Origin of the sequence: Filimonas lacunae (genome assembly GCF_002355595.1) — a bacterium.
GTDB classification, from domain to species: domain Bacteria; phylum Bacteroidota; class Bacteroidia; order Chitinophagales; family Chitinophagaceae; genus Filimonas; species Filimonas lacunae.
The window spans coordinates 3,782,242-3,808,894 of record NZ_AP017422.1 but is presented as its reverse complement, the minus strand read 5'-3'; the positions used below and the strand labels follow the sequence as shown (position 1 = coordinate 3,808,894).

General features: G+C 43.5%; 28 protein-coding genes. 16 read left to right on the top strand and 12 right to left on the bottom strand.

Going from position 1 to position 26,653, the window contains the following annotated elements:
- Positions 1–4 precede the first annotated feature (4 nt).
- Entirely contained in the window at positions 5–1,549 is a 1,545-nt protein-coding gene (locus FLA_RS15120) for a hypothetical protein (protein WP_076377886.1), read from the bottom strand.
- A 256-nt stretch (positions 1,550–1,805) separates the two neighbouring features.
- Here FLA_RS15120 and FLA_RS15115 point away from each other — a divergent pair, with 256 nt between their 5' ends.
- From FLA_RS15115 to FLA_RS15105, 3 genes are all read left to right on the top strand, one after another.
- Positions 1,806–2,129 carry a hypothetical protein gene (locus FLA_RS15115; protein WP_096511049.1) on the top strand — a complete coding sequence of 108 codons (324 nt, stop codon included), beginning with the start codon at positions 1,806–1,808 and terminating at the stop codon, positions 2,127–2,129.
- A gap of 148 nt (positions 2,130–2,277) precedes the next feature.
- Positions 2,278–2,685, top strand: coding sequence for a hypothetical protein (locus FLA_RS15110; protein ID WP_076377890.1), 408 nt, complete (start codon positions 2,278–2,280; stop codon positions 2,683–2,685).
- Between the two features lie 12 nt (positions 2,686–2,697).
- Positions 2,698–3,255 (top strand): sugar O-acetyltransferase, encoded by a 558-nt coding sequence (locus tag FLA_RS15105; protein WP_076377892.1) that lies wholly within the window; start codon positions 2,698–2,700, stop codon positions 3,253–3,255.
- 157 nt (positions 3,256–3,412) lie between these two features.
- On the opposite strand, the gene FLA_RS15100 is transcribed toward FLA_RS15105, so the two are convergent.
- Positions 3,413–4,126 carry a CPBP family intramembrane glutamic endopeptidase gene (locus FLA_RS15100; protein ID WP_076377894.1) on the bottom strand — a complete coding sequence of 238 codons (714 nt, stop codon included), beginning with the start codon at positions 4,124–4,126 and terminating at the stop codon, positions 3,413–3,415.
- Positions 4,127–4,200: 74 nt separating this feature from the next.
- Positions 4,201–4,785: a Crp/Fnr family transcriptional regulator gene (locus FLA_RS15095; RefSeq protein ID WP_076377896.1), complete on the bottom strand. Its 585-nt coding sequence runs from the start codon at positions 4,783–4,785 to the stop codon at positions 4,201–4,203.
- A 158-nt stretch (positions 4,786–4,943) separates the two neighbouring features.
- On the opposite strand from FLA_RS15095, the gene FLA_RS15090 reads away from it, so the two are divergent.
- Positions 4,944–5,801 carry a hypothetical protein gene (locus FLA_RS15090; protein WP_076377898.1) on the top strand — a complete coding sequence of 286 codons (858 nt, stop codon included), beginning with the start codon at positions 4,944–4,946 and terminating at the stop codon, positions 5,799–5,801.
- Between the two features lie 30 nt (positions 5,802–5,831).
- Positions 5,832–6,686: a hypothetical protein gene (locus FLA_RS15085; RefSeq protein ID WP_076377900.1), complete on the top strand. Its 855-nt coding sequence runs from the start codon at positions 5,832–5,834 to the stop codon at positions 6,684–6,686.
- 61 nt (positions 6,687–6,747) lie between these two features.
- On the opposite strand, the gene FLA_RS15080 is transcribed toward FLA_RS15085, so the two are convergent.
- Positions 6,748–7,617, bottom strand: coding sequence for a LysR substrate-binding domain-containing protein (locus tag FLA_RS15080; RefSeq protein ID WP_076377902.1), 870 nt, complete (start codon positions 7,615–7,617; stop codon positions 6,748–6,750).
- A gap of 121 nt (positions 7,618–7,738) precedes the next feature.
- Between FLA_RS15080 and FLA_RS15075 the strand changes: the two genes are divergently transcribed.
- Positions 7,739–8,443: an MBL fold metallo-hydrolase gene (locus tag FLA_RS15075; RefSeq protein ID WP_076377904.1), complete on the top strand. Its 705-nt coding sequence runs from the start codon at positions 7,739–7,741 to the stop codon at positions 8,441–8,443.
- On the opposite strand, the gene FLA_RS15070 is transcribed toward FLA_RS15075, so the two are convergent.
- The 6 genes from FLA_RS15070 to FLA_RS15045 all read right to left on the bottom strand — a co-directional run bounded on the left by FLA_RS15070 (position 8,433) and on the right by FLA_RS15045 (position 12,692).
- On the bottom strand, positions 8,433–9,656 hold the full coding sequence (locus FLA_RS15070) for an MFS transporter (protein ID WP_076377906.1): 1,224 nt from the start codon (positions 9,654–9,656) through the stop codon (positions 8,433–8,435). The two genes, FLA_RS15075 and FLA_RS15070, sit on opposite strands and share 11 nt — an antisense overlap.
- A gap of 489 nt (positions 9,657–10,145) precedes the next feature.
- Positions 10,146–10,796, bottom strand: a complete 651-nt coding sequence (locus FLA_RS15065) for an NAD-dependent epimerase/dehydratase family protein (protein ID WP_076377908.1) — start codon at positions 10,794–10,796, stop codon at positions 10,146–10,148.
- Between the two features lie 89 nt (positions 10,797–10,885).
- The gene (locus FLA_RS15060; protein WP_076377910.1) at positions 10,886–11,248 is read right to left on the bottom strand and encodes a rhodanese-like domain-containing protein; all 363 of its coding nucleotides are present in this window, start codon (positions 11,246–11,248) and stop codon (positions 10,886–10,888) included.
- On the bottom strand, positions 11,248–11,559 hold the full coding sequence (locus tag FLA_RS15055) for a DUF3817 domain-containing protein (RefSeq protein WP_076377912.1): 312 nt from the start codon (positions 11,557–11,559) through the stop codon (positions 11,248–11,250). Before FLA_RS15055 ends, FLA_RS15060 begins: the two co-directional genes overlap by 1 nt.
- Positions 11,560–11,572: 13 nt before the next feature.
- A complete protein-coding gene (locus FLA_RS15050; RefSeq protein ID WP_076377914.1) occupies positions 11,573–12,031 on the bottom strand; it encodes a hypothetical protein in 459 nt (152 codons plus the stop codon).
- 70 nt (positions 12,032–12,101) lie between these two features.
- The gene (locus FLA_RS15045; RefSeq protein ID WP_076377916.1) at positions 12,102–12,692 is read right to left on the bottom strand and encodes a TetR/AcrR family transcriptional regulator; all 591 of its coding nucleotides are present in this window, start codon (positions 12,690–12,692) and stop codon (positions 12,102–12,104) included.
- Between the two features lie 104 nt (positions 12,693–12,796).
- Here FLA_RS15045 and FLA_RS15040 point away from each other — a divergent pair, with 104 nt between their 5' ends.
- Positions 12,797–13,636: a carboxylesterase family protein gene (locus tag FLA_RS15040; RefSeq protein ID WP_076377918.1), complete on the top strand. Its 840-nt coding sequence runs from the start codon at positions 12,797–12,799 to the stop codon at positions 13,634–13,636.
- Positions 13,637–13,702: 66 nt separating this feature from the next.
- On the opposite strand, the gene FLA_RS15035 is transcribed toward FLA_RS15040, so the two are convergent.
- Positions 13,703–14,410, bottom strand: coding sequence for a Dph6-related ATP pyrophosphatase (locus tag FLA_RS15035; RefSeq protein ID WP_076377920.1), 708 nt, complete (start codon positions 14,408–14,410; stop codon positions 13,703–13,705).
- Positions 14,411–14,503: 93 nt separating this feature from the next.
- On the opposite strand from FLA_RS15035, the gene FLA_RS31715 reads away from it, so the two are divergent.
- Positions 14,504–14,959 (top strand): hypothetical protein, encoded by a 456-nt coding sequence (locus FLA_RS31715; protein WP_076377922.1) that lies wholly within the window; start codon positions 14,504–14,506, stop codon positions 14,957–14,959.
- An 83-nt stretch (positions 14,960–15,042) separates the two neighbouring features.
- Here the strand turns inward: FLA_RS31715 and FLA_RS15025 are convergent, their stop codons facing one another.
- Positions 15,043–15,450 (bottom strand): hypothetical protein, encoded by a 408-nt coding sequence (locus FLA_RS15025; protein WP_096511045.1) that lies wholly within the window; start codon positions 15,448–15,450, stop codon positions 15,043–15,045.
- 347 nt (positions 15,451–15,797) lie between these two features.
- Between FLA_RS15025 and FLA_RS15015 the strand changes: the two genes are divergently transcribed.
- The 8 genes from FLA_RS15015 to FLA_RS14980 all read left to right on the top strand — a co-directional run bounded on the left by FLA_RS15015 (position 15,798) and on the right by FLA_RS14980 (position 26,650).
- Entirely contained in the window at positions 15,798–16,058 is a 261-nt protein-coding gene (locus FLA_RS15015) for a hypothetical protein (RefSeq protein ID WP_076377926.1), read from the top strand.
- 302 nt (positions 16,059–16,360) lie between these two features.
- Positions 16,361–17,188, top strand: coding sequence for a helix-turn-helix domain-containing protein (locus tag FLA_RS15010; protein ID WP_076377928.1), 828 nt, complete (start codon positions 16,361–16,363; stop codon positions 17,186–17,188).
- Positions 17,189–17,307: 119 nt separating this feature from the next.
- A complete protein-coding gene (locus FLA_RS15005; RefSeq protein WP_231940447.1) occupies positions 17,308–18,501 on the top strand; it encodes an MFS transporter in 1,194 nt (397 codons plus the stop codon).
- 97 nt (positions 18,502–18,598) lie between these two features.
- Positions 18,599–19,195, top strand: a complete 597-nt coding sequence (locus FLA_RS15000; RefSeq protein ID WP_076377930.1) for an RNA polymerase sigma factor — start codon at positions 18,599–18,601, stop codon at positions 19,193–19,195.
- A gap of 93 nt (positions 19,196–19,288) precedes the next feature.
- Complete coding sequence (locus FLA_RS14995) at positions 19,289–20,482, top strand: FecR family protein (RefSeq protein WP_076377932.1); 1,194 nt, start codon at positions 19,289–19,291, stop codon at positions 20,480–20,482.
- Between the two features lie 183 nt (positions 20,483–20,665).
- Positions 20,666–24,307: a SusC/RagA family TonB-linked outer membrane protein gene (locus tag FLA_RS14990; RefSeq protein ID WP_076377934.1), complete on the top strand. Its 3,642-nt coding sequence runs from the start codon at positions 20,666–20,668 to the stop codon at positions 24,305–24,307.
- An 11-nt stretch (positions 24,308–24,318) separates the two neighbouring features.
- Positions 24,319–25,689, top strand: a complete 1,371-nt coding sequence (locus FLA_RS14985) for a RagB/SusD family nutrient uptake outer membrane protein (protein WP_076377936.1) — start codon at positions 24,319–24,321, stop codon at positions 25,687–25,689.
- Positions 25,690–25,705: 16 nt separating this feature from the next.
- Positions 25,706–26,650 carry a discoidin domain-containing protein gene (locus FLA_RS14980; protein WP_197705906.1) on the top strand — a complete coding sequence of 315 codons (945 nt, stop codon included), beginning with the start codon at positions 25,706–25,708 and terminating at the stop codon, positions 26,648–26,650.
- Positions 26,651–26,653 lie beyond the last annotated feature (3 nt).

Here is a 26,653-nt window from a genome sequence, read left to right as displayed (position 1 = left end):
TTATTTATAAGCCCAGTTTTTGATAAAGAACTTTTTCTATTTCCGGATATTGGTTGGTTAGTGTTTCGTTGGCCGGCTTTATAACCTGCTGCTTCATTATAAACGTTTGTTTGTACGTTTTACTGGTCAGTTGCAATTTTTGAGTATCAGTGGCAGAAGTATAAAATAGTTGCTCCTGGAATGAGCCAATGATTACATAATCGTATCCTGGTTCTATCACCAGCTTTGTATCCTGTTGCGCAGGTATCGTTCCTATGGGGGTAACTGTTAGTACCTCTACTGATTGTAAGGGTAATGGTTTTCCGGCTGTATCCACGAAATCAGCATCCAGCTCTATTTTTAGCGGAGAATAATTATACCGCGCATCAAAGTTGCAAATGCCCAGGGAGGGAACGGGCATATGTATATAAGCGCTGGCTAAAGGTGATAATACGGCAGGAGCTACGGGCTTTTTCAATTGTGCTGTCTTTAGCTTTTTTTCCTGCGCCAGCCTTATCTTTTCTTCAGATTCACGTATCAGCTTTTCTATCCGTTTATAATCTTCTGCGATCAGGCGTGAGTGTTCAATTGAATCCTGAATTAGTTTAGCCTTTTGCTGCGCAAGCTGTTGTAGCCTTTCCTGTTTCAGCTGTTCCTGCTCCTGCTGCTTTTGTTTAAATACCGCCATGGCTGCTTCGTAATCAGCACCTTCCAAAACAGGTTTGGCCTGATAGGTAACTGTTTTATGTGCATTGCTGAACTGAATAGTATACAAACCATTGTTGCTTTTTTCCTTTACCTGTACATAGGTCCACGCTTCGGCTGCATCCTGCGCATGAAAGGACTCCCCATCTGCCAATTGAAATTTCTGGTTGTTATATACCTGTAATTCTTTGAAAGAAGAAGGATCTATTTTGACAGAGATAACAGGATTTTTACCGCTGGCTTTTGCTGGTGGTAATAACAGTAAGGGATTTATATTGGTGATCGTTGCGGCAGCGGTTGTTGTGGTTGTGCTATGCGATACGCTTACATCAACAAGTGTAGCACTGCCCTGATATATCCAGTTTTGTTTTACGGTATCTAAGTAGTAAGCATTGTATTGGCTATTCTTACTGATGGCAGGGAGCATAACCTCTGGTTTTGCGGCTGGGTTTACAACTACAGGCTGATGGTTGGAAAAGGCTAGCATTTCAAACATGCCACCAGAGATAAACTGGAAGGTTTGCGCTGCCGAATCGTAGTGCATAGGTATGCCGGACAGGTAAAAATCCAGGGGTTTGGTAAATTCTCTGTATTTAATATGTATGGCTCCTGTTATTATTTTACCAGCAGCGTCGATAAAGGCATTAGGGGGAAATAAAAGGAGGCCACCTGATGGAGAAACAAGTGTGTCGCCACGGGTGGCATCCACTGTATATTCCACAAAAGGCACCTGAACGTTTGGAAGTGGTGGGTGAACAAAGGATGTGTGCGTGCTGTCGGCTGTAGATGCGTGTTGGTCGTTCAGTGTTTCACAGCCTGTTACACAGGCAATAAAAAGCAATACACAAAGTAATCTGATTGTCATATAAGAGTTTTAAGGTTGTATGCCCGCTTAGGTATAGCAGGTGTTCTGGTAAACGAAGAAAATGATTAATGAGTACACTTTTCTGTGATTTTTAACAGAAGTAGTTGGTGAATAATAACCGAAACTATCTGTGACGGGATTGTATCCGGAGAGAAAATAGTGTGTGTTGATAGGTTCGGGGGGAATATATAAATTATTTTTTCAGGCTCATGCAATGTTTTTCCTGATTGGGTTTTCATACCTGTAAAAATGCCATATGCGTAAAATTTCAATGTTTGTAATAGCGTTGTTTGCTTTTGTTGCCTGTTCAAAGGAAGGTGCAAAGAATGAGCCATCAATCATAATTTGTCCGGGTTTTGATTGTACGTGTGACCCCTTTATTGCTACCTATCAATGGGATAGCAAGGTGGTGCTGGTAAGGGGTTTTGCAAACCCTGCCTGTAATTTTGTACCTTTTTATTTAAACCAGGATAGTACTGAATTTACACTGCCGGCCGGTTACACTTATGATAAGTTTATTAGTGAAGCTACATTAGTAAACAGGGTTTCGCTTTGTGGTGATACTGGTACTAAAAAATAGGTGGAAGCCGGGTTGTATAACACAACCCGTTTTTTTTATGAATAAGTCTTTTCTGCTGTAGCAGATGGTGTTGGGGCTTTCATAATCCTGTATATTCATTGCCGGAAACCAGGAAAACCCTTTTTTCAATGAAGCACATAAAAGATCTATGAAACGGATACTGTACCTGTTATTACTGACCGCTCCCCTGATATCAGCCGATTGTCAGAAAGAAGGGGAGAACTGCCATAAGAATATCCTCTTTCGTAACGAATCGCCGGATACGGTTATCCTGGCTTATCAATCTTATATTCCCTTTGATACTGTTCAATGTCGGCTGGATGGTCAAAAGATAGCGCCAGGCGCAGAAGATAAATCAGGAACCCGTTCTTGTTTGGAAAACGGGTTGGCCGGCGGTAAAATATTAGATTTTTACCTGCTTGATCCAGCCACTTATAAGTACGATGGTGCTTATTACAACTGTGACTCGTTGAATACTGCCTACACTATACTGAAAGAATATCATTTGACGCTGGACGAACTGAGAAGCAATAATTTTACTATTACGTATCCATAAAGCACCGATACTATGAAAACAGAAAAAGAAAAGGCGCAGGCAGGAGCGTTGTACGACGCTAATTTTGATGTAGCACTGATACAGGAAAGAGATGTGGCAAAAATGCAGTGTTATACCTATAACCAGCTACCTCCTGCCGCTAAAGCAGAGCGCGAAACATTACTTCGTGAACTATTGGGCAAAACCGGGCAAACGTTTTTAATAGAGCAGCCATTCTACTGCGATTATGGCTACAATATTGAAATAGGCGAAAACTTTTACGCTAATGTAAACTGCGTAATACTAGACGGTGCAAAAGTAACTTTTGGCGATAATGTGTTTATAGCACCCAATTGCGGGTTTTATACAGCAGGGCATCCCCTGGATGTACCACAGCGTAATAAGGGACTGGAGTATGCGTATCCTATACGGGTAGGAAATAATGTGTGGATTGGCGCTGGTGTAACGGTATTGCCTGGTGTAACTATAGGTGATAATACCGTAATAGGTGCAGGTAGCGTGGTAACTAAAAACATTCCGGCGAATGTGGTGGCCGTAGGCAACCCTTGCCGGGTAATGAAGAGTATATAAATTGCCCGATGGCTACACCTAAGATCCATTTGTTGGTGAGTCTACGCTGTTAGGCAAAAAAGTGGTTCGGCGATGAGTAGCTATAAAAAATCCGGTTTGCATCATGCAAACCGGATTTTGTTTATGTATAAGAAAGTTGATTATTCATACAGGTACATCAGATAGTCGTAGCCGCTACCTGTGTTTTTTCACGCCTGGTAAATTTATCAAACAGCAACACACTTGCTAACCATACTGCAAATAAAATAACCAATGGTACCGTGTCAGATACGTTGCGTGGTACTGCTGCCTGGTGAATATTATTTAAGGAATGAAAAGCAGCTACTGCCAGGAATGATCCTGTTTTGTCTGCTACCGCGCCAATGCCCCAGCTACCCACCAGCAATAAAGCAAAGAAAACAAGGTGGCCGGTAGAGAAACCGAAATTCAGGTGCCAGAAATACCATAATATGGATACGATTACAATATTGGCGAATTTAGATACGCCTGCCTGTGCCAGTAACGGACGTAAAAAGCCACGCCATCCAATTTCTTCGAGTAAAGCATATAGTAACAGCGCAAAAGCACCGGTTGCAGACTCCATTGTGGTAGTGAATAGTGGATAAATAAGTAATATAATAATAGGAAATACCCAGTACAATATGATAGTTATCAGTAGGTTAGGGAATTTTCCTTTAGGTGTTAACTGAATTTTGATGCCAAATATAGCCGCTGCTATTAATGCGCCAATGGTGGTGCCAGAACCACGCAAAATGGTTTGTAAAAAGAAATTATCTGTATGTAACAGGTCGGTTTTAGTAACGAGGTAACGGATACCTAAAGCGATCACATAAAACACGATAAGGGCGGCTACTGGAATTTTCTTAAACATAGTTTTGAATTGTTATGCAAACATAATATGCCCGTTCTCCGTAAAAATTGACTTTGGGTAAGAACTATAAAGGCTTATTTACCAATCCGTTTTCTTATCCTGCTTACACTTTCTGCTGTTAAACCCAGAAAACTGGCTACAATTTTCAGTGGTGTGCGTTGTAATACTTCCGGTTTTTCCTGTAACAGTTGCAGATAGCGTTCCTGTGGCGAAAGGGTAAGCAGTTTTATCTGTTCGGTTTGCTTGCGGATATATAACACCTCCGCAATAGCTTTACCTATATGCACTCCGGCAGTGGAACGGGTATATAATTCCTGTAAATCGTTTTTATGAATAGCCCATACCACGGTTTCTTCCAATGCTACTGACTGAATGGGAGTGCCCGTGCCTCTAAGAAAAGAAAGGTAATCAGAGAATATATCGTTCTCGTAGCAAAGATGAATACAGGTTTCTGTATCCTCTCCGCATACATATAAAGCTACTGAGCCTTTTATCAGCAGGTTGAGGTGGTTTTCTTTTCCGTTACAGGGTTTGATGATTTCGTTACGTGCATATGCGATGGTTTTGAGCTTTTCGGCGAAAGATTCCCATATGCGCACGTTGGCTGGAAAATAGCGGTCAAATATCTGCTTTACAGCTTCTGGTGTTGGTTCTCTCATACTACAGGTAGTAAATATAAGAATTTCAATATTCCAAAAACAAGCGTTTTTTATCTCTGTTTTTCTTTGTATAGGGAAGCTGTAGCGCTATGGAAAATGTAACAATAGTTACAAGTATTGTATTTCCGGGCAGATAACTTCGCCGCAAAACTCAGATAATGTTATATTCTTTTTACCGCAACTGTGCTATCGCATTAGGTTTGCTGGTTTTTGCTACCTCTTGCAACAAAAACAACGACAATGCAGCCCCCCAGGTGGCTGATTCTGTGTACATGCCTACGGTTATTTACGATGGTGATGCTCCTTTGGATAGTTTTGTTTACAATAATGATAACACGGTAGCTACTGCCTATAATGGCCGTACCTATCAAAATCACATGAATTTTGAATATAATAGTGAAGGGAAATGTAAGCGTGTGTTTTATTATTTAGGAAACGAATCCCAGTTGGCACAGGTGGATACCCTGGTGTATGCCGCAGATGGTTCCATCGCATTCAGCTCTTATTATCCCTCACAGGGGCGCCCTATAGAGTATGCCGTGAAGGTGAAATTCAATAGCAATGGAGCTGTTGTTTCTCTTGCGCAGGACACCGTGAAAAGGGATGGTGGGTATAAGCAAACGCTGACCGCCAACTTTACCTTTGCTAATAATAATCTTACGCAATACTCCACTAACTATTATTTAGAGGATGGTGGAGCGGTGGAAAGCAATTATACCAGCAGTTTTGCCTTTGAGTATAATCAGCGTGCAAATAGCTGGCTGGAGTTTTATCATAAAAACCCTTTTATACAGGTGCTGTTAGGCTATTACCAGATTGAAACATTCCTGTTTACTGCCAGTGCTAATGAATTAGCTAAGTTTAGCCCCACTTATTCCGGAAGTGAAACTAAAAGCTATCCTGTAAACAACACGTATGATAATGCAACCGGTACACTTGTGAAGCAGCAAATTGGTGATGATACTAATGAATATGCTACTTTTTCATTTAAGTATAAAAAAGTGGCTAAGAAATAAAATAGCTGAATCCCTTATTAAACAGTGAATATGATAACTTCCTTCTTGCGCAACAGCGCTATTGTATTGTTTTTTTCGTTTGTGGGCGCTTCCTGTAGCAAAAACAGTGATGCCGTATCTACTAAGGCAGATTCTGTATATATGCCTGTTGTTATTTATAACGGAGCCACTCCCTTAGATAGTTTTGTGTACAATGATGATAATACACTGGCAACCGTATTTTGCCAAAGTGTGAATAGTGCATACGGAACACGTATGGATTTTAGATACAATATCAGTGGGCAGTGTAAAAGTGTACAGTATTATACCATAGCTAATGGTAAGTTGGAATATACCGATTCGCTCTTATACGGCTTAAATGGAACTGTTGCTCTTATGCGATTTTATGAGGTTGGTGTGCCAGACTTTACCTACAAAATGCAGTTTAATAGTAATGGCGCATTAACCACCTGGGTAATGGATTCGCTTATCGTGGAGCTGGCTAAAACAGTTGATGCTTATAAGCTCACATTCAGCAATGATAATCTTACAGATTTTACCCATCATTACTATTATGAATATAATGGTAATGTGAGAACTGATTTTACCGACAAGTATACATTTGAGTATGATACGCATGCGAATAGTTTGCTGGAGTTTTTCCGTAAAAATCCTTATATGCAGGTACCTATGTGCTGGGATCAGTTTGACGGATTGCTGATAACTTCCAGTGTGAATGTATTAAGCAAAGTGAGTATAAACTTCCAGGGGATGGATCCGGAGTCGTACGTGGTACATAATACTTATGATGCTACCACTGGTTTGCTTACCAGGCAGGTATTGGGCGACGAAACTAATTACCTCTTTGATTTAAACATGCGCTATAGAAAAGTAGCGAATAAATAAGCAGGCCTTTAGTGGTTTAAAGGGAGCTTTCTACAGGAAGCTCCTTTTTTATTGGGACAGGCTACTGGTGTATCAATATCTCCTGGAAAGCTTTGGCGCTTTGTTTCTGGTAAGCTGCTTTTAAAGAGATGATAGCTGCCTGTTGCACAATATTTACTCCTTCAATAGGGATGGCAGTAAACTGTGGCTGCCCATTCGCGGTGGTTTGGGTAAGTATGGTGTGCCAGTGGCCGGTGTTTACCAGTTCCAGCAGGGTGGGTATGTCGTTAATTTCCAGGTTTACCTGCGGGGTAAGCTGGTGGCTGGTAAACAGCTGATCAATAAAATGCCGGGTGGCATAACCATGTGCCGGAAGTGCCAGCGGTAACTGTTGAATATCGGCTAATGTTACACTGGAACGGTGGGCTATTTCAGAGGTGTGAGAGGTTAACAGGCGCAAGCCGGAGGTAAACAGGGGCTGGTAGTTCATTTCCGGGTGAATGGAATCAAACTCAAAAGTGAGTACAAAATCCAGTTCAAAACTAAAAAGGCGGTCGGTAATCTCTTTAGAAGTGCCAAAACTTACCTGTATGTGAATATTGGGGTAGGTGCGGGCAAAGGCTACAATTGCCGGCGCCAGCACGTGTTTTAGGCCATAAGAGCAGCCTATATGCAGTTTGCCGGTTTTTATCTGGCCCAGATCCTGCACCATCTGAAAGCCATCGTTGGCTTTATGCAGGCATTGCAGGGCATAATCGTAAAAGCGTATGCCGGCTTCTGTGGGATGTACGCGCTTGCCCACCCGGTGAAAAAGTGGGGTGCCCAGCTCGTTTTCCAGTTGTTTTATCTGCTGCGAAAGGGTACTTTGACTAATGAAAAGCTGTTCTGCGGCTTCTGAAAAATTTTCCAGTTCCTTTGCCTTGATATAATATTTCAATTGCCGCAGCTCCATGGGTAAATCGGTTTTATCAATAAGCGTTATTGAAAAATAGCATTTACGAAAGTAAGCATAGTTAAAGAACTTTGATCTGTTTTTAGCAAGGCCGCCCGTTAGGGCATATGAGGATAGTAATATGAATATAATAAGCGCAAGTGAAGGTATTTTTAGACTAGGATCGGGAAAGCAGTTTGGCAGACTGGATGTGGCTGAATTGGCGAATGAGAAACAGGCGGTAAAAGTAAGTGTAACACCTTTTGTGGTGTTATCGGAAGGGGAAGTGATACTGCTGGACACCGGATTAGGAAGTATGGTTGATGGGCAGCCTTGCATTTACAATGCTTTACACGAAGCGGGTATACAGCCGGAGCAGGTGACCCGCATTCTGCTATCGCACTTGCATAAAGACCATACTAACGGTATCCCGCTTTTTCCCAACGCTACTATATACGTTAACAGTAAAGAATATGCTTTTGCCCGCACGCAGGAAGGAAACCCTTCTTATAACCAGTCTTTGCTGATGCAGTTGCCACAGCAATACAAGGTGCATTGGATGGAGGAAACGGAGGGCTTTATTAATGGAGAGATCACTTACCAGGTAGTAGGCGGGCATACGCCTTTTCACCAGGTATTCTGGATAAGGAACAATGAAGGAACCACCTTTTATGGAGGAGATAACCTGCCACAGGCATATTACCTGAAATATCATGCCGCCTGGAAAAACGACTACGATGGCAAAACAGCTATGGAACTACGTTTGCAGTGGGAGAAAGAAGCGCGTGATGAAAACTGGTCAGTATTGTTGTATCATGATGTAAACAGGGATCGTATTAAGCTGTAGGTTTCCTGGGGTATACCAGCAATTGTAGTAACAACGCAATTGCCAGCAGTAAAAGGATGAATACGGTCCAACCCTGGCCGGATAACAATACGCCACTACCACTTCCTATAATAGAGGAACCTATGTAATAAAACAACCAGTATAGCGCCGTTGCGGTGCTTTTATTATGTTGGGCGGTTTGGGCAATGATGCGACTGGCCATAGTGTGGCCGGCAAAGAAACTAAACGTAACCAATCCTAATCCACACACCAGCACTACCAGGTTGCCCGATAGCATGGCCAGCAGTCCACCTGCCAGAAACAGGATAAATAGTCTTATTAATTGCTGAGGGGCTACCTTATCGCTCCATTTACCGGCCACCATAGTACCCACTACGCCAATGGTATACATGAGAAACACACTGGCAATAATGTAATGTGGCAGGGAAAAAGGAGGTGCTTCCAGCCTAAAGCCCAGATAGTTATATACGCTTACGAATGTGCCCATAATGCAGGCAGCTGTAATGTAGTAACGCAGCATTACCGGATGCCGGCTAAACTGCCCTATCTGTTGCCATTTTACTTTAAAACCAGCCTTTGCGGGAACAAAATGGCGGGATGCGGGCAACAGCTTTACAAACACTATCCCTATTACCAGGCTGCTAAGGCCAATAAGCCCCATTGCCCAACGCCAGTTGAGCCAACCTGCCAGTAAAGTAGCTTCTATACGCCCGGCCATGCCGCCAATAGCATTACCGCTCAGGTACAGGCTGATAGCACGGCCAATGGCTGCCGCACTGATTTCTTCGGACAAGTAAGCCAGCGCCACCCCCGTAACGCCGGCCAGTGCTATGCCTTTGCAGGCATTGATGAATACCAGTAAAGGAAAGTTGTGTACGAATGCCGTGCTGATGGTAAGCAAAGCCGAAATAATCATGGAAAAGCCCATTAGCTGCTTACGATGTAACTCATCGGCTTTAAAAGAAAGAATAAACAGTCCGATGCCTACGCCAAGTGTAGAAGCCGAGACGGTGTAGCTGCTTTGTGCTGGTGTAACACTAAACTGCTTACACACCAGTGGGAGCAATGGCTGAAACACATAGAGCTGTGCAAACACCGAAAGGCCTGATAAAAAAATGCTGGTGTTGATGTAAGTATACCGCAAGGTTTTCGCTTCTGCTTTCCTTCTCTTCGGTACTATAGAGATTGTATGTGCCAGTGACTGCGTAATCATAATTGGTACAGCAAAGGTCCGGCACAAGGAGAATATGGGTAAACGGTATTTTTCTATAACATCTATTGATAAAACCGATTAGGCGGAGGGAAAAGTTTTTAAAAAATAGGCCCTGGCTTTAGACAAAGCGGGCCGTTTGCTAACCTATGAAAAACACCTAGTTTATAATAAGGTAGTGTAATCTTTTTTGTTATTTACTTAGCTGCTTATTGCGCTTTGCAATGTGAAAGTAGTACGCTTTCTGATACCCGCAATAGGTGCCGATTACTTATAACTGCTTTTTAATAGTTGATATTTTGTATGTATCAGTGACCTTAACTATTCCTGAAAAATAGCTTAACGCTAAAGGCCATTATCTTAAAGAAATACCCGATACTTACTTATTTATCTAAAAAAGACAACTTGAAACGTTTATTGCTGCTACAGATATTGGGGAAGGCGTTGTATGAGTATAAATACAGCAGAATATAAGCAGGAAAGCGGCTTTTGTTAAGCCCCTAGTTGCCGGATATCTTTAACCTCTAATACCTGTTTGGGATAACCCTTTAACACTGCATTGATCATTGCTTTCCCTACTTCATGCAGACTCAGCATCCCGGAAGGTGCTATCAGCGAAAAGATACTGATCAATGGCTTAAAGAACCAGCGAACGTTTTTCTGGCCTTTTACAGGTTTCATGCCAGCGGGCCTGAAGTTATACTGGCCTTTGAAAGGTAATTGCATTAAATCATTCTCCGTTTTGCCCTTTACACGAGCCCACATACTTTTTCCTTTTTCGGTGCTATCGGTTCCCCAGCCGGTAACGAAGGTGAACACCATATTGGAGTTGAGGGTTGCCAGCGTTTTGGCAAAGTATAAAGTGGTATCGTAAGTGATGTAGGTATAGTCCGCTTCATTCTTGCCCATGGCGCTAACGCCGGCACAATAAAAGCAGGCATCATAGCCTTGTAAAGTATCTGTATGGTGACCAATTTCCCAAAAGTCTTTTACTATCAACTCCCGTGTTTTGGGAAGTGACTGGCCATAAGATTTGCGGCCTACTAACAGTATTTCAGAAATGTTGTCGTTTTGCACGCATTCTAACAAAACGCCTTCGCCTACCATTCCGGTTGCCCCGGTAATAATTACTTTTAATGCCATAGTTGTTGTTGAGAGGTGCATTTTACAACAAAATCACATACTGACCATATATCGTATTATTATAGAACGGCTTCCGGATGGTTGTTCTTTTAATTGCCTTTTTTTATCAGTTTTTCCAGATCGCTCCATGCGCCGCCGTTGTATACTTTTTTAAATCCTCTTTCTTTTAAAATATTTTCTGCTTTTACACTTCTTAACCCATGACTGCAGCAGGTGATATATGTTTTTCCGGAATCGAGTTCTACATATCTTTCCCGTAAAGTGCCAAGTGAAATGTTCAGCGATCCGTTGATATGACCTGTTTTGTATTCCTGTTCTGTTCTTACGTCCAGGATAATTGCGCCTTTGGCCAGTAAGCTGTTCAGTCCCTTATCCAGTGTGGCAATACGATAGGCGCGGTAGGATATATACACCAGCAGCAGTATGCCTGTTATTATTATGGCTGTTTTCATTATTGCTGTTCCAGTTTACTTAAAATGTGTTTGTCTATATAAAAAGTGCCGAAGGGAATAATGCAGGCTATCAGCACCTTCCAGGTGGTGGTTTTAAATTTCCAGTTTTGCTCAACGCCTACGCTGAGTGTGTTGAATACAAACAGCAGGAAAATAGCGCCGTGAACAGCACCCAGTACTCGCGTAGCATCCGGATTGTGTAACAGGTATTTCATGGGCATGGCAACAAACAACAGTGTCAGTAATGAAATACCTTCCAGTATACCAATAATACGTAGCCTGCCAATTTTTGTGCTAAATAATTGAAGCATATGAATAGGGGTTTTATCTGAAGTAGGGGCGGCTGGCAAAGGGGGAAAAAGGCCAGGGAATGGCTATGAAAATGATTGCCAGTGCTATAGCATACCAGGTAAGCAAGGTTTTGAATTGCTGTTTATCGTCTTTTTTTCGCTTGGCCAATGCTGATCCTATAGTGATAATAACAATAGCGAGTAGCATGCAGCCTGCATGATATATGCCAAAGAAGGCTATGTCTGTAATTCGTACCGCTTCGTGGAAATGCGACCGGAAATATTGAATGGCCGGACTGCGAAAATACAGAAGCATGCCTATTACTAATTGAATATGGGCAATGGTGGCAGTCCAGTGCCGTACCAGGTTGTCTGTTTTAGTAAAAGCAGCTTTTCGGATATAGCCTTTGAAGGCTCTGTACACTGCATATGCCAGGCTTATTACCACCAGCCATCGAACAAATGAGTGGAGAAAAGTGAGTAGTTGATACATTGTTATTTTACTTCTGCAATGTAAAAGTAAAATAATTACATACTAATTGGTATGTTTTTGGTGAAAAAAATTATTGCAGGCTGCGCAGGTAGTTTTTTAATTCTTTCAAATAAGGCTGGTAAACGCTTTTATTGTTTTCCAGTTTTCCAAAATTCCGGATACCCCAGTAGCCCGACATTACAAAAGAGGTGACTTGTTTTGCGTTGACATCGGCCCTGATGAATCCGTCTTTCTTCCCTTTTTCAATAACGTCTACCATTACCTTTGTCCATTCTTTGGTGAGCTTGTCCAGTGCTTTGCTAAACTCTTCGTTCCAGGGCGTCATTTCCTGTGTGAAGTTGGCGGCGGGGCAACCAAACTCTACTTTTAAAAAATCATTTTTTATCAGCAGGTGATACATTAGTTTGTAAATGGCGTCTAATGGATTCGCTTCTTTTTGTAAAGGCTCTATAAAGCTGCTGGTGAGGGTGGGAGTCATGATTTCATTGATAATGGCCAGCCCCATTTCGTCTTTACTTTTAAAGTGATAAAAGAAAGCTCCCTTGGTTACCTGCGTGGTGGCTATTATGTCGTCAATACTGGTGGATTTATAGCCTTTTAAATAGATCAGCTCAAATGCCTTTTGTAAAATCATGAATCGTGTAGCCTCTGACTTTTTCATAAAATACTACCTGGTATGTATGGCAAAGTAACGAAAAATGCCTTGTAAACCGGGGGCACACTAAAAACACTTATCTTTCCGCTTCTACTCAATACTATAATCGTATGAAAGCCTTACACAGTTGTTTATTGTTTGTAGCAATGATATTCTCCCTTAGTGGTTGGGCCCAGCGAACTACTATTGATAACACTTTGCCTGATAGCCTTACAGCTGCCCGCACCCGAAGCGCTTTAAACAGTTTACCAGCCACTGACTATATAAAGCAAACCTATTATCAGAACGATAGTTTGCTCCACTACCGGCTTTTGACGCCTGTTGATGTAGCTGCTAACAATAAATATCCGCTTATTATCACGCTTCATAATTCTTCCCGGATAGGGGATGATAATGAAAAACAGCTGGAGCCTATGGCCCGTATATGGTTACGGGATGATATCAGGTGGAAGTATAAAGCTTACGTGCTGGCTCCGCAGTTTACTACCCGTTCTTCTAACTACCAGGAGGATAGTTTGCGTCATACATTAGTATCTATACCTTCTTCAGATGTATGGTTGTTACTGGCACTGATAAAACAGGTGCAGGAGGAATATAAAGATATTGACCCCGCCCGTATTTACCTGGTTGGCTATTCAATGGGGGGCTCTACGGCGCAAAACCTGATGAGCCTGGCGCCTGAACTATTTGCAGCCATGGTGTCGGTAGCGGCAGTACCTGATTTTTCTAATATTGCGGCTGTTAGCACTAAGCCTGTATGGTTAATTCATGGACAAAAGGACGATGAAAATCCATACATCGGAAGCCGGCAGCTATTTGAAGCCATGCCACACAACAGGCAGTTGCTTTTTACTACTTATACCCAGCTGGATCACAATGTGATTACCATTCCGCTATTGTTATCTAACCAGGTGCCGCAATGGTTATTTAAGCAGTATAAAAAGCGTTAGGGTCGGATGGATTTACCAGCGATAAATACTTTCAATTTCACCGTTCGCTACTACAAACCTTAATGTTTATTCAGCTGGCAAAAGATCGCAAAAGTAAAAGCCATACTGTTGGGTGGTATTATTGTCTGATTCAGGGGCTGGGTATTGGCGATATACGGTTTCGCCAAGGGTGCAGGTTATTGGATGCATAAACAATGGCCCGTCAAATACAAAAGAATGATATTCTCCGTTTTCGCCACATATATCCACATGGGGTGGCAGATCACGTACAAATGATTCATCTATCATTCGTCCACAGAAGTTTTTGTCAAGGTATTGTTCGTTCACACAAACTACTATGGCCTTGAAGCCTGCTTGTATAAACTCCTGCATCAACTCGCGTGTATCTCTTTTCCATAAAGGAAAAACGCCTGTGATGCCTGCACGGGCCAATTGTGCTTCGCGGTATTGTTTTAAGTCTTCCAGGAAAATGTCTCCAAACAAAGCATGTGTATATCGATCGTGTTGCAGCTGGTGTATCTTCTCCATTAATATAGCTTCGTATGTTTCCATAGAAGGCTGTTCCGGCAATTCAATAGTGGTCAGGGGAAGGTTCATGGCCCGGGCCTGCTGCATAAGCAGGCTTCTGCGAACGCCGTGCATAGAGATGCGATCGTGTGTGGCATTAACACTGGTAAGCAGTGTGCCTACGTGGTATTGTTTGTTCCGTAACACTTGTAACAGGCATAAAGAAGAATCTTTGCCACCGCTCCAATTCATGTATGTTTTGTTCATTCTTTTGTCGTTCGTGCTGCTGTTTCTAAAGCGCAATATCGTTGTTTCATCATAAAACCCTTAACTTTCATTTTTCTACCAAAGCAAATTGATATGTCTACTGCAGCTGATACTATTCGCAACCTAATGACCCAGTTAGAGCAAAAAGCACAATCACTGGATGAGAAAACCAGGAAACGATACCGTGTAAATTATGTACTGGGTGCTGCTTCCAGGATAGCTGGTAAGCCTGAAGTTGCCACTGATACCGAATATATTACCCTGCTGGGCAATGTGGTAAATACTTTTCCTGCAACACCCGAAGGGAAAAAGCCCTATGCGCAAAACATTAACCGTTACGATGCTTATATCCGTAAGAAATATAAACTGGTGCCAGCCGGTTTTAATCTCGCTATTTGGATGTCGATGGGCATAGGATTGGGTTTGCCTATTGGTGCTGCTTTAAAGAATATCGCGCTGGGCATCCCTATTGGAATCGGGTTGGGATTGTTTATAGGTTCTATGCTGGATAACAAAGCTAAAAAAGAAGACAGGGTGGTGCCTTTATAGCAAAAACTATCAAATCAAATGTAAGAAAGGATTGAATACTTCCCCGTTCCTTCAGAATGTTTGTGCATGCTATCCACCAGTACTTAGATTGTTTGCACAAGTTGGTGAACCCTTTCCATCAGTTCTTTCCTTTCTTCCATATTCTCCGGCAAATAAGCAAGGAGTACCCTGATGCTTCCCACAAGTACCTGCATCACTTCAGAGAATTTTAGCACTGCTCCGGAGAGTTCTCTGTACTTTTCCAGGAACTTTTGCTCTTCTTCGGAGAGTTCCTGCATTTGTAGCCACAACTTATTGGGCAAAATTTCCAACCTTCTGGCCATTTCAGGGAACTCCCTGGAATGGTCAGGGAACTCCCTGTACAAATCAGGGAACTCCCCGGAAGGATGCCACAACCTTCCGGGCATTTCGGAGAGTTGTCTGGAATGCCCAGGTAACTCTCTGGACAAATCAGGGAGTTCTCTGGAAGGATGCCACAACCTTCTGGCCATTTCAGAGAGTTGTCTGGAATGCCCAGGCAACTCCCGGGAGTGATGGACCAACCTTGTGGAGAAAAACTAAAGTGCCAAAATCGCAAATATTGACTCAATTTGCATAGAAGGAAGAGGTTGACTGTCGCAATTAATGTTTTATTGACCCCTTATCCAATAATTGTTTTACTTGTATAATGCTTTCCAAAGCAGGTTATTCCACAAAGAGCGTACAAGTGCTGTAATATATCGTTTTTCAAAAGTGAAATTGTTGATTACCTTCGCTTCCGGAAGTCCGGATTTGTTTAGAAAGCCTACAGGCGTATTTGGGCTGATAGATATTCATTCATCCATAAACACAGCATATCATGAAATATTTATTCCAATTGCTTTTTAATAAGCTGAAAAAGAATTTCTATTATACGGAGATAAAGCAGATTGGCCTTTTGGTAGCTATTGCGGCATTTGCATGGGCTGCCTATGCTTATGGAACTTCTGTGGCGCATGTGGCTTTTTCCAATACAGGTATGACGTATATATTTTTCCTGTTGCTGGCGATTGTGCTGGGGCAGGTGATACGCTTGTATTACCGTATCATGATGATTAAATACGCTGAGAAAAAGGCTTAATCCGTTATTCAACTACCCGGCAGCCTGTATAGCAACAGTTGGCCAGATTAGAAATAGTATTATCCCTCCCTGGCATTGCCACGGAGGGATATTTTTTTGTACTCCTGGCTGTTTTATTTATTTGCAACATTATCCAAATGGTGGCAAGCTGGAGAGTGACCTGGTTTCTGATACCAAATCTTCTACTGATGCCGCAGTAACCTTCCCCGTTAAAGTGATTGTACCATAATATAGTACTGGTAGCAAAAAGTGAAAAGCCGGACCAGAGCCGGCTTTTCTTATTTTTACAGTCATAATACGGTATGAAGAAGCAGGCAATAGCTATACATAGGGATGAGCTGAAAAATACGGGGGTAGACGTAGCGCCCCTTGGCGAGCAGTCGGAGTGTGTGCAGTTGCCGCACCGGGATGACCATTATATGTTTATGATTCAACAGAAGGGTAGTTGTGTGTGGGAGTTGGATTTTAATGAAGTGAAACTGTCGGGCACCTCTTTAGGTTATGTAGCGCCGGGTCAGGTGCATCGCTATGTACGTCATACCAACAGCGTGGGCTGGCTGGTTTTTGTAACTCCTGAACGCATATCGGCGCAATACCGTGAAATACTTAGTACTTACCAACACATACAGCAGGTAGTTGCTGTTCCAAAAAATCATGCTGCTTTCACTATCACTCCTTTATTAATTGATGCCAGGAATGAGGATGCTACCTTGCTTCGGAAAACTATTTGTCATTCCCTGGTTGATGTGCTGGCCGGACTGGTGGCATCAGGTATTGCACAGGCGCACCAGGCGGTAGGTTTAATTGGTAGTCAGAAATACCATACTGTGCTGCGGTTTAAACAGTTGGTGATAGCGCATTATAAAGAAAAGAAGCTGGTAAAAGATTATTCTGCCCTGCTAAACCTTACACCATTATACCTGAATGAGGTGGTGAAAGAAATAACCGGCTTCCCGGCCAGTTATTGGATTCAGGAGAGCATTTTACTGGAAGCCAAACGGTTATTGCATTACACCACGCTGGATGTAAAGCAGGTGGCGTATGAATTAGGGTATGACGATCACGCTTATTTTTCCCGTTTTTTTAAAAAGCATACCGGAATGACAGCTACTGCATTTAGAAACAGGTAACCATGATTTGTCCAATGATAGCCATGGCATAGCTATCGACTGGCGCCTGGCGCCGGGATAATTTTGTATCCGTAATCATTGAATCATAAATACGATACAAAATGTCTCAACCACACAACATGGCAATGGCAACTGGTAGCCATGCGCCAGGCAGTGAAGCGCCTGGTTTCTTTAAAATGACAGGCCCTATAGTAATGGCTGTTTTTGCAGTGTACTTGTCTATTGGCATTACTCTGGGTGCATTACCTTCTTTTATTAAAAAAGACCTGGCTTATAGCAGTTTTACGGTAGGCCTGGTGATTGGCCTGCAGGCGCTGGCTACTTTATTAACGCGTGCCTATGCCGGCAAAAGAACGGATGTAAAAGGTGCAAAGAACAGTAAGCAGATAGGGGTGCTGTTGGTGCTGGTCGCTGGCGTGCTATATGTTGCTGCCGGATTATTAAGTGCTTTTCATAGCCTGGCACTGGCAGTGCTGGTTTTATCACGTGTGATACACGGGGTGGCAGAAAGCATGCTGGTGACGGGTGCACTCGCCTGGGGCATTGGCCTGGTAGGACACGGTAAATCAGGTAAGGTAATGACCTGGAACGGCATCGCTATGTATGCAGGCATTGCAATAGGTGCCCCACTGAGCATATGGTTGGTAAATACCTCTGGTGTGGTAAGCGCTTTTGCGGTGATACTGGTGTTAGCCTTATTTAGCTGGATGGCAACCGCCAAACTACCTGCTATTGCATTAGAGGCTACACAGGTGCGTACACCTTTTTATAAGGTGATTGGCCTGGTGGCAGAACAGGGGATGGCACTGGCATTTTCTTCTATGGGCTTTGCCTGTATTGCTTCTTTTGTGGCATTGCTGTTTGCAGAGAACAACTGGCAGCAGGCTTCTTTAGGCTTTTTATGTTTTGGTGGGTTTTATGTGCTGACACGTGTATTCTTTGCTTCTTTCCCGGATAAATATGGTGGGTATAAAGTGGCCCTGGTGTCGTTTATTATTGAGATAGCAGGGCAACTGCTGATAGCGTTTGCGCCGGATGGGATAACTGCTATAGCAGGTTGTGCACTTACGGGGATAGGTTTTTCATTGGTGTTTCCGTCGTTGGGTGTACTGGCTATTAAAAAAGTAACTCCACAAATGCGTGGTACAGCCCTGGGGGCTTATGCTGCATTCTTCGATTTGTCGCTGGGATTGGCGGGGCCTATAGCTGGTATTATTGCGGGGTGGTTTAACTATCAGGCTATTTATCTTTTTGGAGCCATCAGTTGCTTATTAGCGCTATTACTATTGGTATTTAAAAACACGAAAGCGTAATAACAGAAAGGGCAGACAAAGAATCATATCTCTGTCTGCCACTTTTAACTTGTTGGAAATTTTCCCTATGTTTACTCCTGATTATAGAAATTAACTGTTGAATCGTAGCCTTATACATACTGAAAAAGAGGAGTTGGTGCGTGCGCTGAAAAAAGGGGATGAGAAAGCTTTTAGCCGTTTTTTTGATGAGTTTTATGCGCCCTTGTTCTACTATTCCCGTCACCTGGTGCGGGAAGAGGAGGAGGCTAAAGATATTGTGCTTACCAGCCTGTACAAATGCTGGGAGCGGAGAGGGCAGTTTGAACAATATCAACATGTAAAATCCTTCCTGTACCTGGTTGTGCGCAATGCCGGGTTAAACTTTCTGAAAAAAGAACAACGCGACGCCAGTCGTTTTCATGAGTTTTTATTGTCGGCCAACCTGGTAGAGCAGGAAGATGATTACCTTGCTACAGAAGCCGAGGTGCTCAAGCGTGTGTATAAAGCCGTGGAAGCCCTGCCGGATAAATGCCGGCGCGTGTTTGAACTTACTTATCTGGAAGAAAAATCTGTTGGCGAAATAGCTGCCTTGTTACAAATTACTCCTGCCAATGTATCGGTGCAACGCCACCGGGCGGTTCAATTGCTTCGCCTGGCGCTGGCAGATGCGCCCCTTGCGCTGATATACCTGTTCCTGATCCTGGAAAAATACTAACACCTGTTTTGTGTGGTCAGGAGGTTTTAAAAAAAACTTCCTGCATTTTTTAATATCGGTTTATGGCCGTTGTAATAGGTTATATAGATAATTATGGACGATCCATCTTTTGATATAGAAGAACTGCTTTTTAAAGCGCTGCAAGGCACTTTAAGCACGGAGGAAGAAGCTTTGCTGGAAGCCTGGAAGGCCGAAAAGCCTGGCAACCATGCATTTGCTGAGCAGTTACTTCATCCTGACCGGCTTACAGGTAAGCTACGGTTATATGCTGCGCACAACCAGCAGCAGGCCCGGGAAGAGGCTATTCGTCACTTGTTTCCGCAACAGCGTACGAAAACAATGCCTTTACTCAGGTGGTGGGTGGCGGCGGCTATGCTGATATTGGTGGCCGGGTCTATTTATGTATTGATCAGTTATAGAATTCCTGTTGATGCGCCTGTTAAAATATCGCGGGTGCCTGCAATGGTGGCACCAGGGCGGCCAGGTGCTGTGTTAACGCTGGGCAATGGATCGCAGGTATTACTGGATACAGTGAAAAATGGTGTGGTAGCCTTGCAGGATGGCGTTACTGCCCGCATTATCAATGGGGTGTTACACTACGAAGGTGTGGGGGCCGGTATGGTATACAATACTATGTCAACTCCTAAAGGCCGGTTGTTTGAGTTAACGCTGCCGGATGGCACACAGGTATGGTTAAATAGTGCCAGCAGTATCCGGTACCCGGTTGCGTTCAATGGCGTTGATAGGAAGGTGGAAATTACAGGGGAGGCCTATTTTGAGGTGGCAGCCAATGTTCGGAAGCCTTTTAGGGTAACTGTGAATAACAGCACTGAAGTGCAGGTGCTGGGTACGCATTTTAATGTAAATGCTTATAGCAATGAGCAGCAGGCGGCTGCTACTTTATTGGAAGGGGCTATACAGGTGCAGCAGCTGAATACAGGTAACCATGCAGTTAAGGTGCAGCCAGGGCAGCAGGCGGTATGGCAGGCTGATGAATCGGCGGCTGGTGTTCAACTGGTGAAGTCGGTGGATATAGAAAAGGTAATGGCCTGGAAAAACGGGTTGTTCAATTTTGAAGGCGCTTCGCTGGAAGAAGTAATGCGTCAATTGGAACGGTGGTACGATATAGAGGTGGTGTTTGAAAAGCCGATGACTGATATACGTTTTGGTGGTAAAATGACCAAGGGCATTCCGCTGAACGATTTATTGGAAGGGTTGAAGGGGGTAGAAGGATATGATCTGAAGTTTCGTATGGAAGGTAAGCGCACATTGGTAGTAAGCCGGTAAACAGTTAACAATGGATATATAAACTAAGTAACGTAAACCCATAAAACAGGAATGATTTAACAGGTAAGAAAGTTCAGTCATAAAAAAGCCGGAAGTGTTTGCACCACTGCCGGCAATAAAGTCTGGCTGATCTAATTGAGGTCTAAAACTCTATTCAGAAAAAACCAAAACTGTTCACAAATTATGAAAAAAACTGCAACGCGTAGTCGTTACGCCTTTGCATGCCGTTTACCGGCGCAAATGATGAGAATCATGAAACTGCTCACATTTTTTCTGTTCGCTGCTATTGTGTCTGTACAGGCCGAAGGAACTGCACAATCTATTACGTTATCTGGTAAAAGCCTTACCATGAAGCAGGTATTTGCGGCTATTGAAAAGCAAACGGGCTATGTGGTGTTTTACCGGCAAAACCAGCTGGAAAAAACAAGGCCGGTTACGGTAACCGTTACCAATATGCCTTTACAGCAGTTTTTGGATACGGTATTGTGGCAGCAACAGCTCGATTTCAGCATTAAAGACAAAACGATTATCCTGAGCCCACGCACAGTACAGGCAAAAGAGCAGGTGCAAGCGGTGTTGGAAGCTTTGCCGGTAGATGCTGCACCATTATCCCTGCGGGTAACGGATTCGTTGGCCTTGCCGCTGGAAGGCGTGTCTGTAGTAGTTATGGCACATGGCGCTGCTGTAAAAGTAGCCACAACGGATAAGTTCGGTGTTTGTAAGTTACAGGTAAAAGAAGGGGATGAGGTGCATGTAAGGTTAGTAGGTTATGAAGCACGCAAAATACATATCACCGCAGGTATGTTAAAAGAAGGCAATGTAACGGTGATATTAAAACCGGTGATTTCTGAACTGTCCGAAATTGCTGTTTCTTCTGTAAACACAGGGTATCAACGTATACGTCCCGAGCAAAGCACCGGGGCAGTGGCACAGATCAGTACCAAAGAATATGAGTCACGGGTGAGTTCCAACTTTATCGATGGACTGGTAAACAGGTTGCCGGGGCTAATGATCAATAACAGTGTTTCTTTTACCAGCACTGCACCAGGCAGCACTACCTCTACTTCTAATTCATTGTTTAATATCCGTGGCATCTCCACCATGTCGGCCAATCAAACTCCGCTGGTGGTGATTGACGGTTACCCTACAGAGCTTACGCTGGATATGCTCGATCCCAATGAAATTAAGTCTGTTACCATTTTGAAAGATGCGGCAGCGGCTACGGTGTATGGGGTGAGAGCTTCCAATGGCGTTATTGTGATTGAAAGAAAGCAGGCATCCCAGGGAAAGGCTAAGTTCACTTTCAGAGCTACGGCCGGCATTACCCCTAAAGAAAACTACAGCCGTTACAGGTGGGTGGATAATCCGTCTGCTGTTGCGGTGAACTACCAGAAAGATATTTATACTTCCAGTGTAAGCCCTACTACCTGGAGTACCTTATTAACCAGCAGTGCCGGTACTACACCGCGTAACCCGGTATATTATATACTGGCGCAGAGTGCGGCAAAAGTAATAACGCCTTATCAGGCCGATCAGGCTTTGAATGCTATGAAAGGGTATGATAACATAGATGAGTACAACAGGTTGTTTCAACGCCCGGCACTTACCCAAACGTATAACATAAACGTTTCCGGCGGAAATCCGAATGCCTTGTATTATATCACTGCCAACTATACGCGCAATAAGCTTTCCGATCTGAACAACGATAACAACCGGTTATTGCTTTCTGCACGCAACACGCTTAAATTTTCACAACGTCTTTCGCTGGAGCTGACCACCGATTACCAGGAGCAAAGGTATAACTCTGCACCTGTGCCAGGCGTAGCTTCTGTGTATTCCTTTGATCATTACCAGGATGTAAATGGTAATCCTGCTGCTGTATATTTGGGTTCTAAAGGCGTTACTCCTTTTTACAACAGCTACCTGGTTGGGCAGGGACTAGAGGATCAGCTGTATTATCCGCTGAGAGAGGCGAATGAAGTCAGTAATAAAACACGTACCGTTAATAACCGTGTTACCGCCAATTTTATTTACACCATAGGCGGTGGTTTTAACCTGTCGTTTGGTGGCATCTACGAAACATCCCGCTCTGATTATAAGCACCTGGCTACCGGTTCTTCTTTCGAGGTAAAAGATATGGTGAACCATTATGCGGCCCGTAATGCAGATGGCACGCTTACTTTTTATATACCCAAGGGCGACTTTTTGCAACAGCAGGTTACCAATACCAGCAGTTATACAGGGCGTGCGCAGCTGAACTATAATAAAAAGATAGGCGGCCTGCATTCTTTCAACGGCATATTGGGTGCTGAAATAAGAAGGGTAACCAATAGCAGCAATCTGAGTTCTCTGTTTGGTTATAACGATCAAACTCTGTTAAATCAACCTGTAGATTTTTCAGCGATCAATACCGGTGCAGTGAAAAATACATTTGGATTAACACAATCGTTGCTGGGTTACTATCCTACCTTTTTTAACCAGGCATACGTGGAAGACAGGTATTTGTCGGGTTATGCCAATATGGTGTATTCTTTTAAAAATACCTATTCGCTTTCCGGTAGCATACGTATAGATCAATCTAATCTTTTCGGTACCAACCCTAAGTATAAATACAAACCTTTGTGGTCGTTAGGCGCAGCCTGGAACATACACCAGGAAAGCTTTATGAAGGGGATTGACTGGTTGAATATTTTGAAGCTGCGTGTGGCGTATGGATTTAATGGTAACGTAGCTAAAATGTCGGTGCCGGAGGTGATTGCCCAGGCTACTACTAACACGTACACCTCTTCTTACTCTCCTGCTTTGAAATTGTTTTCGTATGCCAACAGCAGCCTGCGTTGGGAACAAACCAGGAACACGAACATAGGGCTGGATTACCGTGTTGCCAATAATATTAATGGAACTATTGACTACTATATTAAAAGAAGCACCGATTTGCTGGGTAGTGCACAGATAGATCCCACCATTGGCACCAGTCCTTCGTTGATAAACCAGGCTACTATTGATAACAGGGGTATAGAGATAAGTTTGCATGCAGATTGGATCACTACCAGTAAGTTCAACTGGAACACAGGTCTGGTACTGGCCCGCAATACCAGCAAGGTGCTGGATGTGTTTCGTACATCCGATTATAAGCCTCAGTCACTGAGTGCTATGGGCTACGTAAAAGGCTTCCCGGTGGGTGCTTTGTTTGCTTTCCGTTATGCAGGGCTGGATACCGCAGGTTATCCTTTAATTACCAATACCAAAGGGCAGCTGTATAGCACCATTAACAGCAGCTCTACAGGGCCTACCAGCGTGGCTATCACTAAAGATACATCAGGCACCACCCGGTATATGGGCTCTTCTATTCCTACTATCAATGCGGGGTTGAGTAACCGGTTGGATATCGGCAACTTTTATGTGTATTGCATGGTCAATTATTACGGCGGGTTTAAGGTAAGAGTACCCAGGCCCGATCCTTCTGCCGTAAGAGCATTAAAAGGAGCCGGTGATTACTGGAAAGCGCCGGGTGATGAAACCAAAACAGATGTAATGGCCTTAAAAGGGTTTAATAATACCAACTCAATCTGGGCCTACAATTATGCGGATAAGTATGTGGTGAATGGCGACTATATCACCTTAGCCGATCTGACGGTTTCTTACAGTTTTGATAATGCTAAACTGATTAAAAAGGCAGGCTTTACGCATTTTGAAGTAAAGTGCCAGGCCTCCAATCTATGGACGGTGGGGCTTAATAAATACAATTACAGTGCGGCCACCGGCAGTTACCAGAAATCGTATCTGACGCCTACTTACACGCTTGGCATTTTTACCAACTTTTAAATTGTACACAAGTGAAACAGTATACATACGTTATTATAGGTGCTCTTTTAGGTAGCCTGGGGTTAACCGGGTGTGATAAATACCTGGACGTGCAGCCAAAAGGTAAAACATTACTTACCACGGTTACCAACTACGATCAGTGGCTGAATGATCCGTCGCTGGCAACGGGTTATTCTCCCAGTACCTGTACGGCTAATTTATTAAGCGATAATTACGATTATCCCGGCATTGCAACGCCAGCTATGCAGTTGGGTGAGCTGGTGTATACCTGGGCACCGCAGTTTTCTTCTGATCTTACCGCCAGTCCGTTGTTCTGGGCGGAACATTATGCCAAGATCAATCAATACAATACTGTGTTGCTGGGGATAGATGAAGCTACAGGCGGCACCAGCATTCAAAAGAATAGTTTGAAAGGAGAGGCGTTGCTGGGGCGTGCGCTGGAATATTTTTACCTGATAAATGAATATGGAAAGAGTTACGACTCTTCTACCGCTCAAAAAGATCTGGCAGTGCCTTTTGTAATCTCTAACCAGGTAGTGCAGGATATTCCACCAAGAGGAACCGTTGCAGATATTACCAACCAGATCATTACAGATCTCAACATAGCTATTCCCAACCTGCCGGATGATAATAGTGCCAACCGCTACCGTGCTTCCAAAGCGGCAGCTTATAGCGTACTGGCAAGAGTGTATTTCTATGCCAGGAATTATGCAGAGGCCCGGAAAAATGCTGCTTTGGCACTGGCTAACAGCAAAGCAGTAATGGTAGATTATAATGGCACGCTGCCTGCGTCTAATGTGTTGGCTGTAAGGCCGGATGTGATATATGGAAGATTGGTGATAGGCAATGCCGCAGCCAGCCTCGATTTCATGCGCACTTTTGCAGCTAACGACCTGCGCCTGAAAAAACTGTATTCCAGTTCGGATGGTTACAAGTTCACCACCAGGGGCGCAACGGTTTTTTACCCGGGTGCGGTAACCGGTGTGTTGATATATGAGAATACAGGCACTTCGGTTCAGGAAATGAAACTGATAGTTGCAGAAGCTGCTGCACGTAATAATGAGTTGACAGTGGCACTACAACAGCTGGATGAGGTACGTAAAACAAGAATTACCGCAGCAAGCTATGTGGCTTTTCAATCTAACGACCCCGAAGAGGTGCTGAAGGAGGTGTTGCTGGAAAGACGACACGAATTGGCATACTGCGGATTACGTTGGTTTGATATGCGCCGTTTAGATATGGAAAACAGGATGGATACGGTAAAACGTTACGATGCAGTAGGTAATGTAGTGGCTACGTTGCCGCCGCATAGTAACAGCTATACGCTTCAGATACCAGCCCAGGTACTGACCTATCATCCTGATATGCCTCAAAATCCTTAATCTACAATCATTCATTATGCGTACAATTATTGTCAATATATTTTCCTGTTGCCTGTTATTGTTAACAGCCTGTAGTAAAAATGACGCGCCGGTTGCTTTATCTGCCGGCAGTGTTTCTATTCAAACAACTTCTGGTAAGGATACGGTTCAAATGGCTATACCTATTGCCTCGGATTCTACGCAGGTAATAGGCTTACAAGCGGTGTTGGCTGATGCTGTCGGTAGCGATCATTGGGTAACCTTTAAAGCAGATACCACTAAATTAGCGGCATTCCGTGCCGTGTATGGAAATGCGGATCTGCTGCCCACTTCCTGTTATTACTTTTATAAGTCCACCGCACGTATTGCTGCGGGTAGCACGGTTTCTGATTCTGCGCAACTCAATATTATTTTGCAAACAAAGCTGGATGGTTACGCTACCTATGTATTGCCGTTGGTGATACAATCGGTAGATGGTAATCCCGATGGCATTGCTACCAGCCAGGTGGTGTATTATGTGTTAAAAACAGGCAAGCCTTCTGTTATCCCTAAAACCAGCTGGACTATTGCCGGTGTGTCTTCTACCGTTACCACCTCCACTGCCTATGCAGCAACCAATGTGCTGGATGATAATAATACCACTACTTCCTGGGCTTCTGATCTTACGCAGGCCATGCCACAGTGGGTGGCCATCAATTTTAATAAGAGCGTTACGTTTTCCAGTGTGGTGTATTATTTCCCAACAACCTATAAATATCCTACGCTGGGCGGGTACCCTACCTCTATACAATTAGAAACCAGTCTGGATGGTACTAACTGGGTAAACAAGGGGGTATTTGCCGGAAACATTGTTAACAACATGCAGGTGATTTCCCTTGGGTTAACAACTGCCCGGTATCTGCGTTTTACAGGGCTGTCCAGTGTAAAATATAATAACACTTATGAAACCATCTTTATCAGTGGCATAGGTGTATTGCCTTAATAG

Bases quoted from the DNA above. Each gene is read 5' to 3' on its own strand.
- FLA_RS15105 (WP_076377892.1), top strand. From the start codon at position 2,698: ATGAAAACAGAAAAAGAAAAGGCGCAGGCAGGAGCGTTGTACGACGCT.
- FLA_RS15025 (WP_096511045.1), bottom strand. From the start codon at position 15,450: ATGGCCAGAAGGTTGTGGCATCCTTCCAGAGAACTCCCTGATTTGTCC.
- FLA_RS15080 (WP_076377902.1), bottom strand. From the start codon at position 7,617: ATGGAGCTGCGGCAATTGAAATATTATATCAAGGCAAAGGAACTGGAA.
- FLA_RS15095 (WP_076377896.1), bottom strand. From the start codon at position 4,785: ATGAGAGAACCAACACCAGAAGCTGTAAAGCAGATATTTGACCGCTAT.
- FLA_RS15085 (WP_076377900.1), top strand. From the start codon at position 5,832: ATGATAACTTCCTTCTTGCGCAACAGCGCTATTGTATTGTTTTTTTCG.
- FLA_RS15075 (WP_076377904.1), top strand. From the start codon at position 7,739: ATGAATATAATAAGCGCAAGTGAAGGTATTTTTAGACTAGGATCGGGA.
- FLA_RS15005 (WP_231940447.1), top strand. From the start codon at position 17,308: ATGGCAATGGCAACTGGTAGCCATGCGCCAGGCAGTGAAGCGCCTGGT.
- FLA_RS14990 (WP_076377934.1), top strand. From the start codon at position 20,666: ATGAAAAAAACTGCAACGCGTAGTCGTTACGCCTTTGCATGCCGTTTA.
- FLA_RS15010 (WP_076377928.1), top strand. From the start codon at position 16,361: ATGAAGAAGCAGGCAATAGCTATACATAGGGATGAGCTGAAAAATACG.
- FLA_RS15045 (WP_076377916.1), bottom strand. From the start codon at position 12,692: ATGAAAAAGTCAGAGGCTACACGATTCATGATTTTACAAAAGGCATTT.
- FLA_RS15035 (WP_076377920.1), bottom strand. From the start codon at position 14,410: ATGAACAAAACATACATGAATTGGAGCGGTGGCAAAGATTCTTCTTTA.
- FLA_RS15115 (WP_096511049.1), top strand. From the start codon at position 1,806: ATGCGTAAAATTTCAATGTTTGTAATAGCGTTGTTTGCTTTTGTTGCC.
- FLA_RS15100 (WP_076377894.1), bottom strand. From the start codon at position 4,126: ATGTTTAAGAAAATTCCAGTAGCCGCCCTTATCGTGTTTTATGTGATC.
- FLA_RS15070 (WP_076377906.1), bottom strand. From the start codon at position 9,656: ATGATTACGCAGTCACTGGCACATACAATCTCTATAGTACCGAAGAGA.
- FLA_RS15110 (WP_076377890.1), top strand. From the start codon at position 2,278: ATGAAACGGATACTGTACCTGTTATTACTGACCGCTCCCCTGATATCA.
- FLA_RS15055 (WP_076377912.1), bottom strand. From the start codon at position 11,559: ATGCTTCAATTATTTAGCACAAAAATTGGCAGGCTACGTATTATTGGT.
- FLA_RS15065 (WP_076377908.1), bottom strand. From the start codon at position 10,796: ATGGCATTAAAAGTAATTATTACCGGGGCAACCGGAATGGTAGGCGAA.
- FLA_RS15120 (WP_076377886.1), bottom strand. From the start codon at position 1,549: ATGACAATCAGATTACTTTGTGTATTGCTTTTTATTGCCTGTGTAACA.
- FLA_RS15040 (WP_076377918.1), top strand. From the start codon at position 12,797: ATGAAAGCCTTACACAGTTGTTTATTGTTTGTAGCAATGATATTCTCC.
- FLA_RS31715 (WP_076377922.1), top strand. From the start codon at position 14,504: ATGTCTACTGCAGCTGATACTATTCGCAACCTAATGACCCAGTTAGAG.
- FLA_RS15090 (WP_076377898.1), top strand. From the start codon at position 4,944: ATGTTATATTCTTTTTACCGCAACTGTGCTATCGCATTAGGTTTGCTG.
- FLA_RS14995 (WP_076377932.1), top strand. From the start codon at position 19,289: ATGGACGATCCATCTTTTGATATAGAAGAACTGCTTTTTAAAGCGCTG.
- FLA_RS15060 (WP_076377910.1), bottom strand. From the start codon at position 11,248: ATGAAAACAGCCATAATAATAACAGGCATACTGCTGCTGGTGTATATA.
- FLA_RS15050 (WP_076377914.1), bottom strand. From the start codon at position 12,031: ATGTATCAACTACTCACTTTTCTCCACTCATTTGTTCGATGGCTGGTG.
- FLA_RS14980 (WP_197705906.1), top strand. From the start codon at position 25,706: ATGCGTACAATTATTGTCAATATATTTTCCTGTTGCCTGTTATTGTTA.
- FLA_RS15015 (WP_076377926.1), top strand. From the start codon at position 15,798: ATGAAATATTTATTCCAATTGCTTTTTAATAAGCTGAAAAAGAATTTC.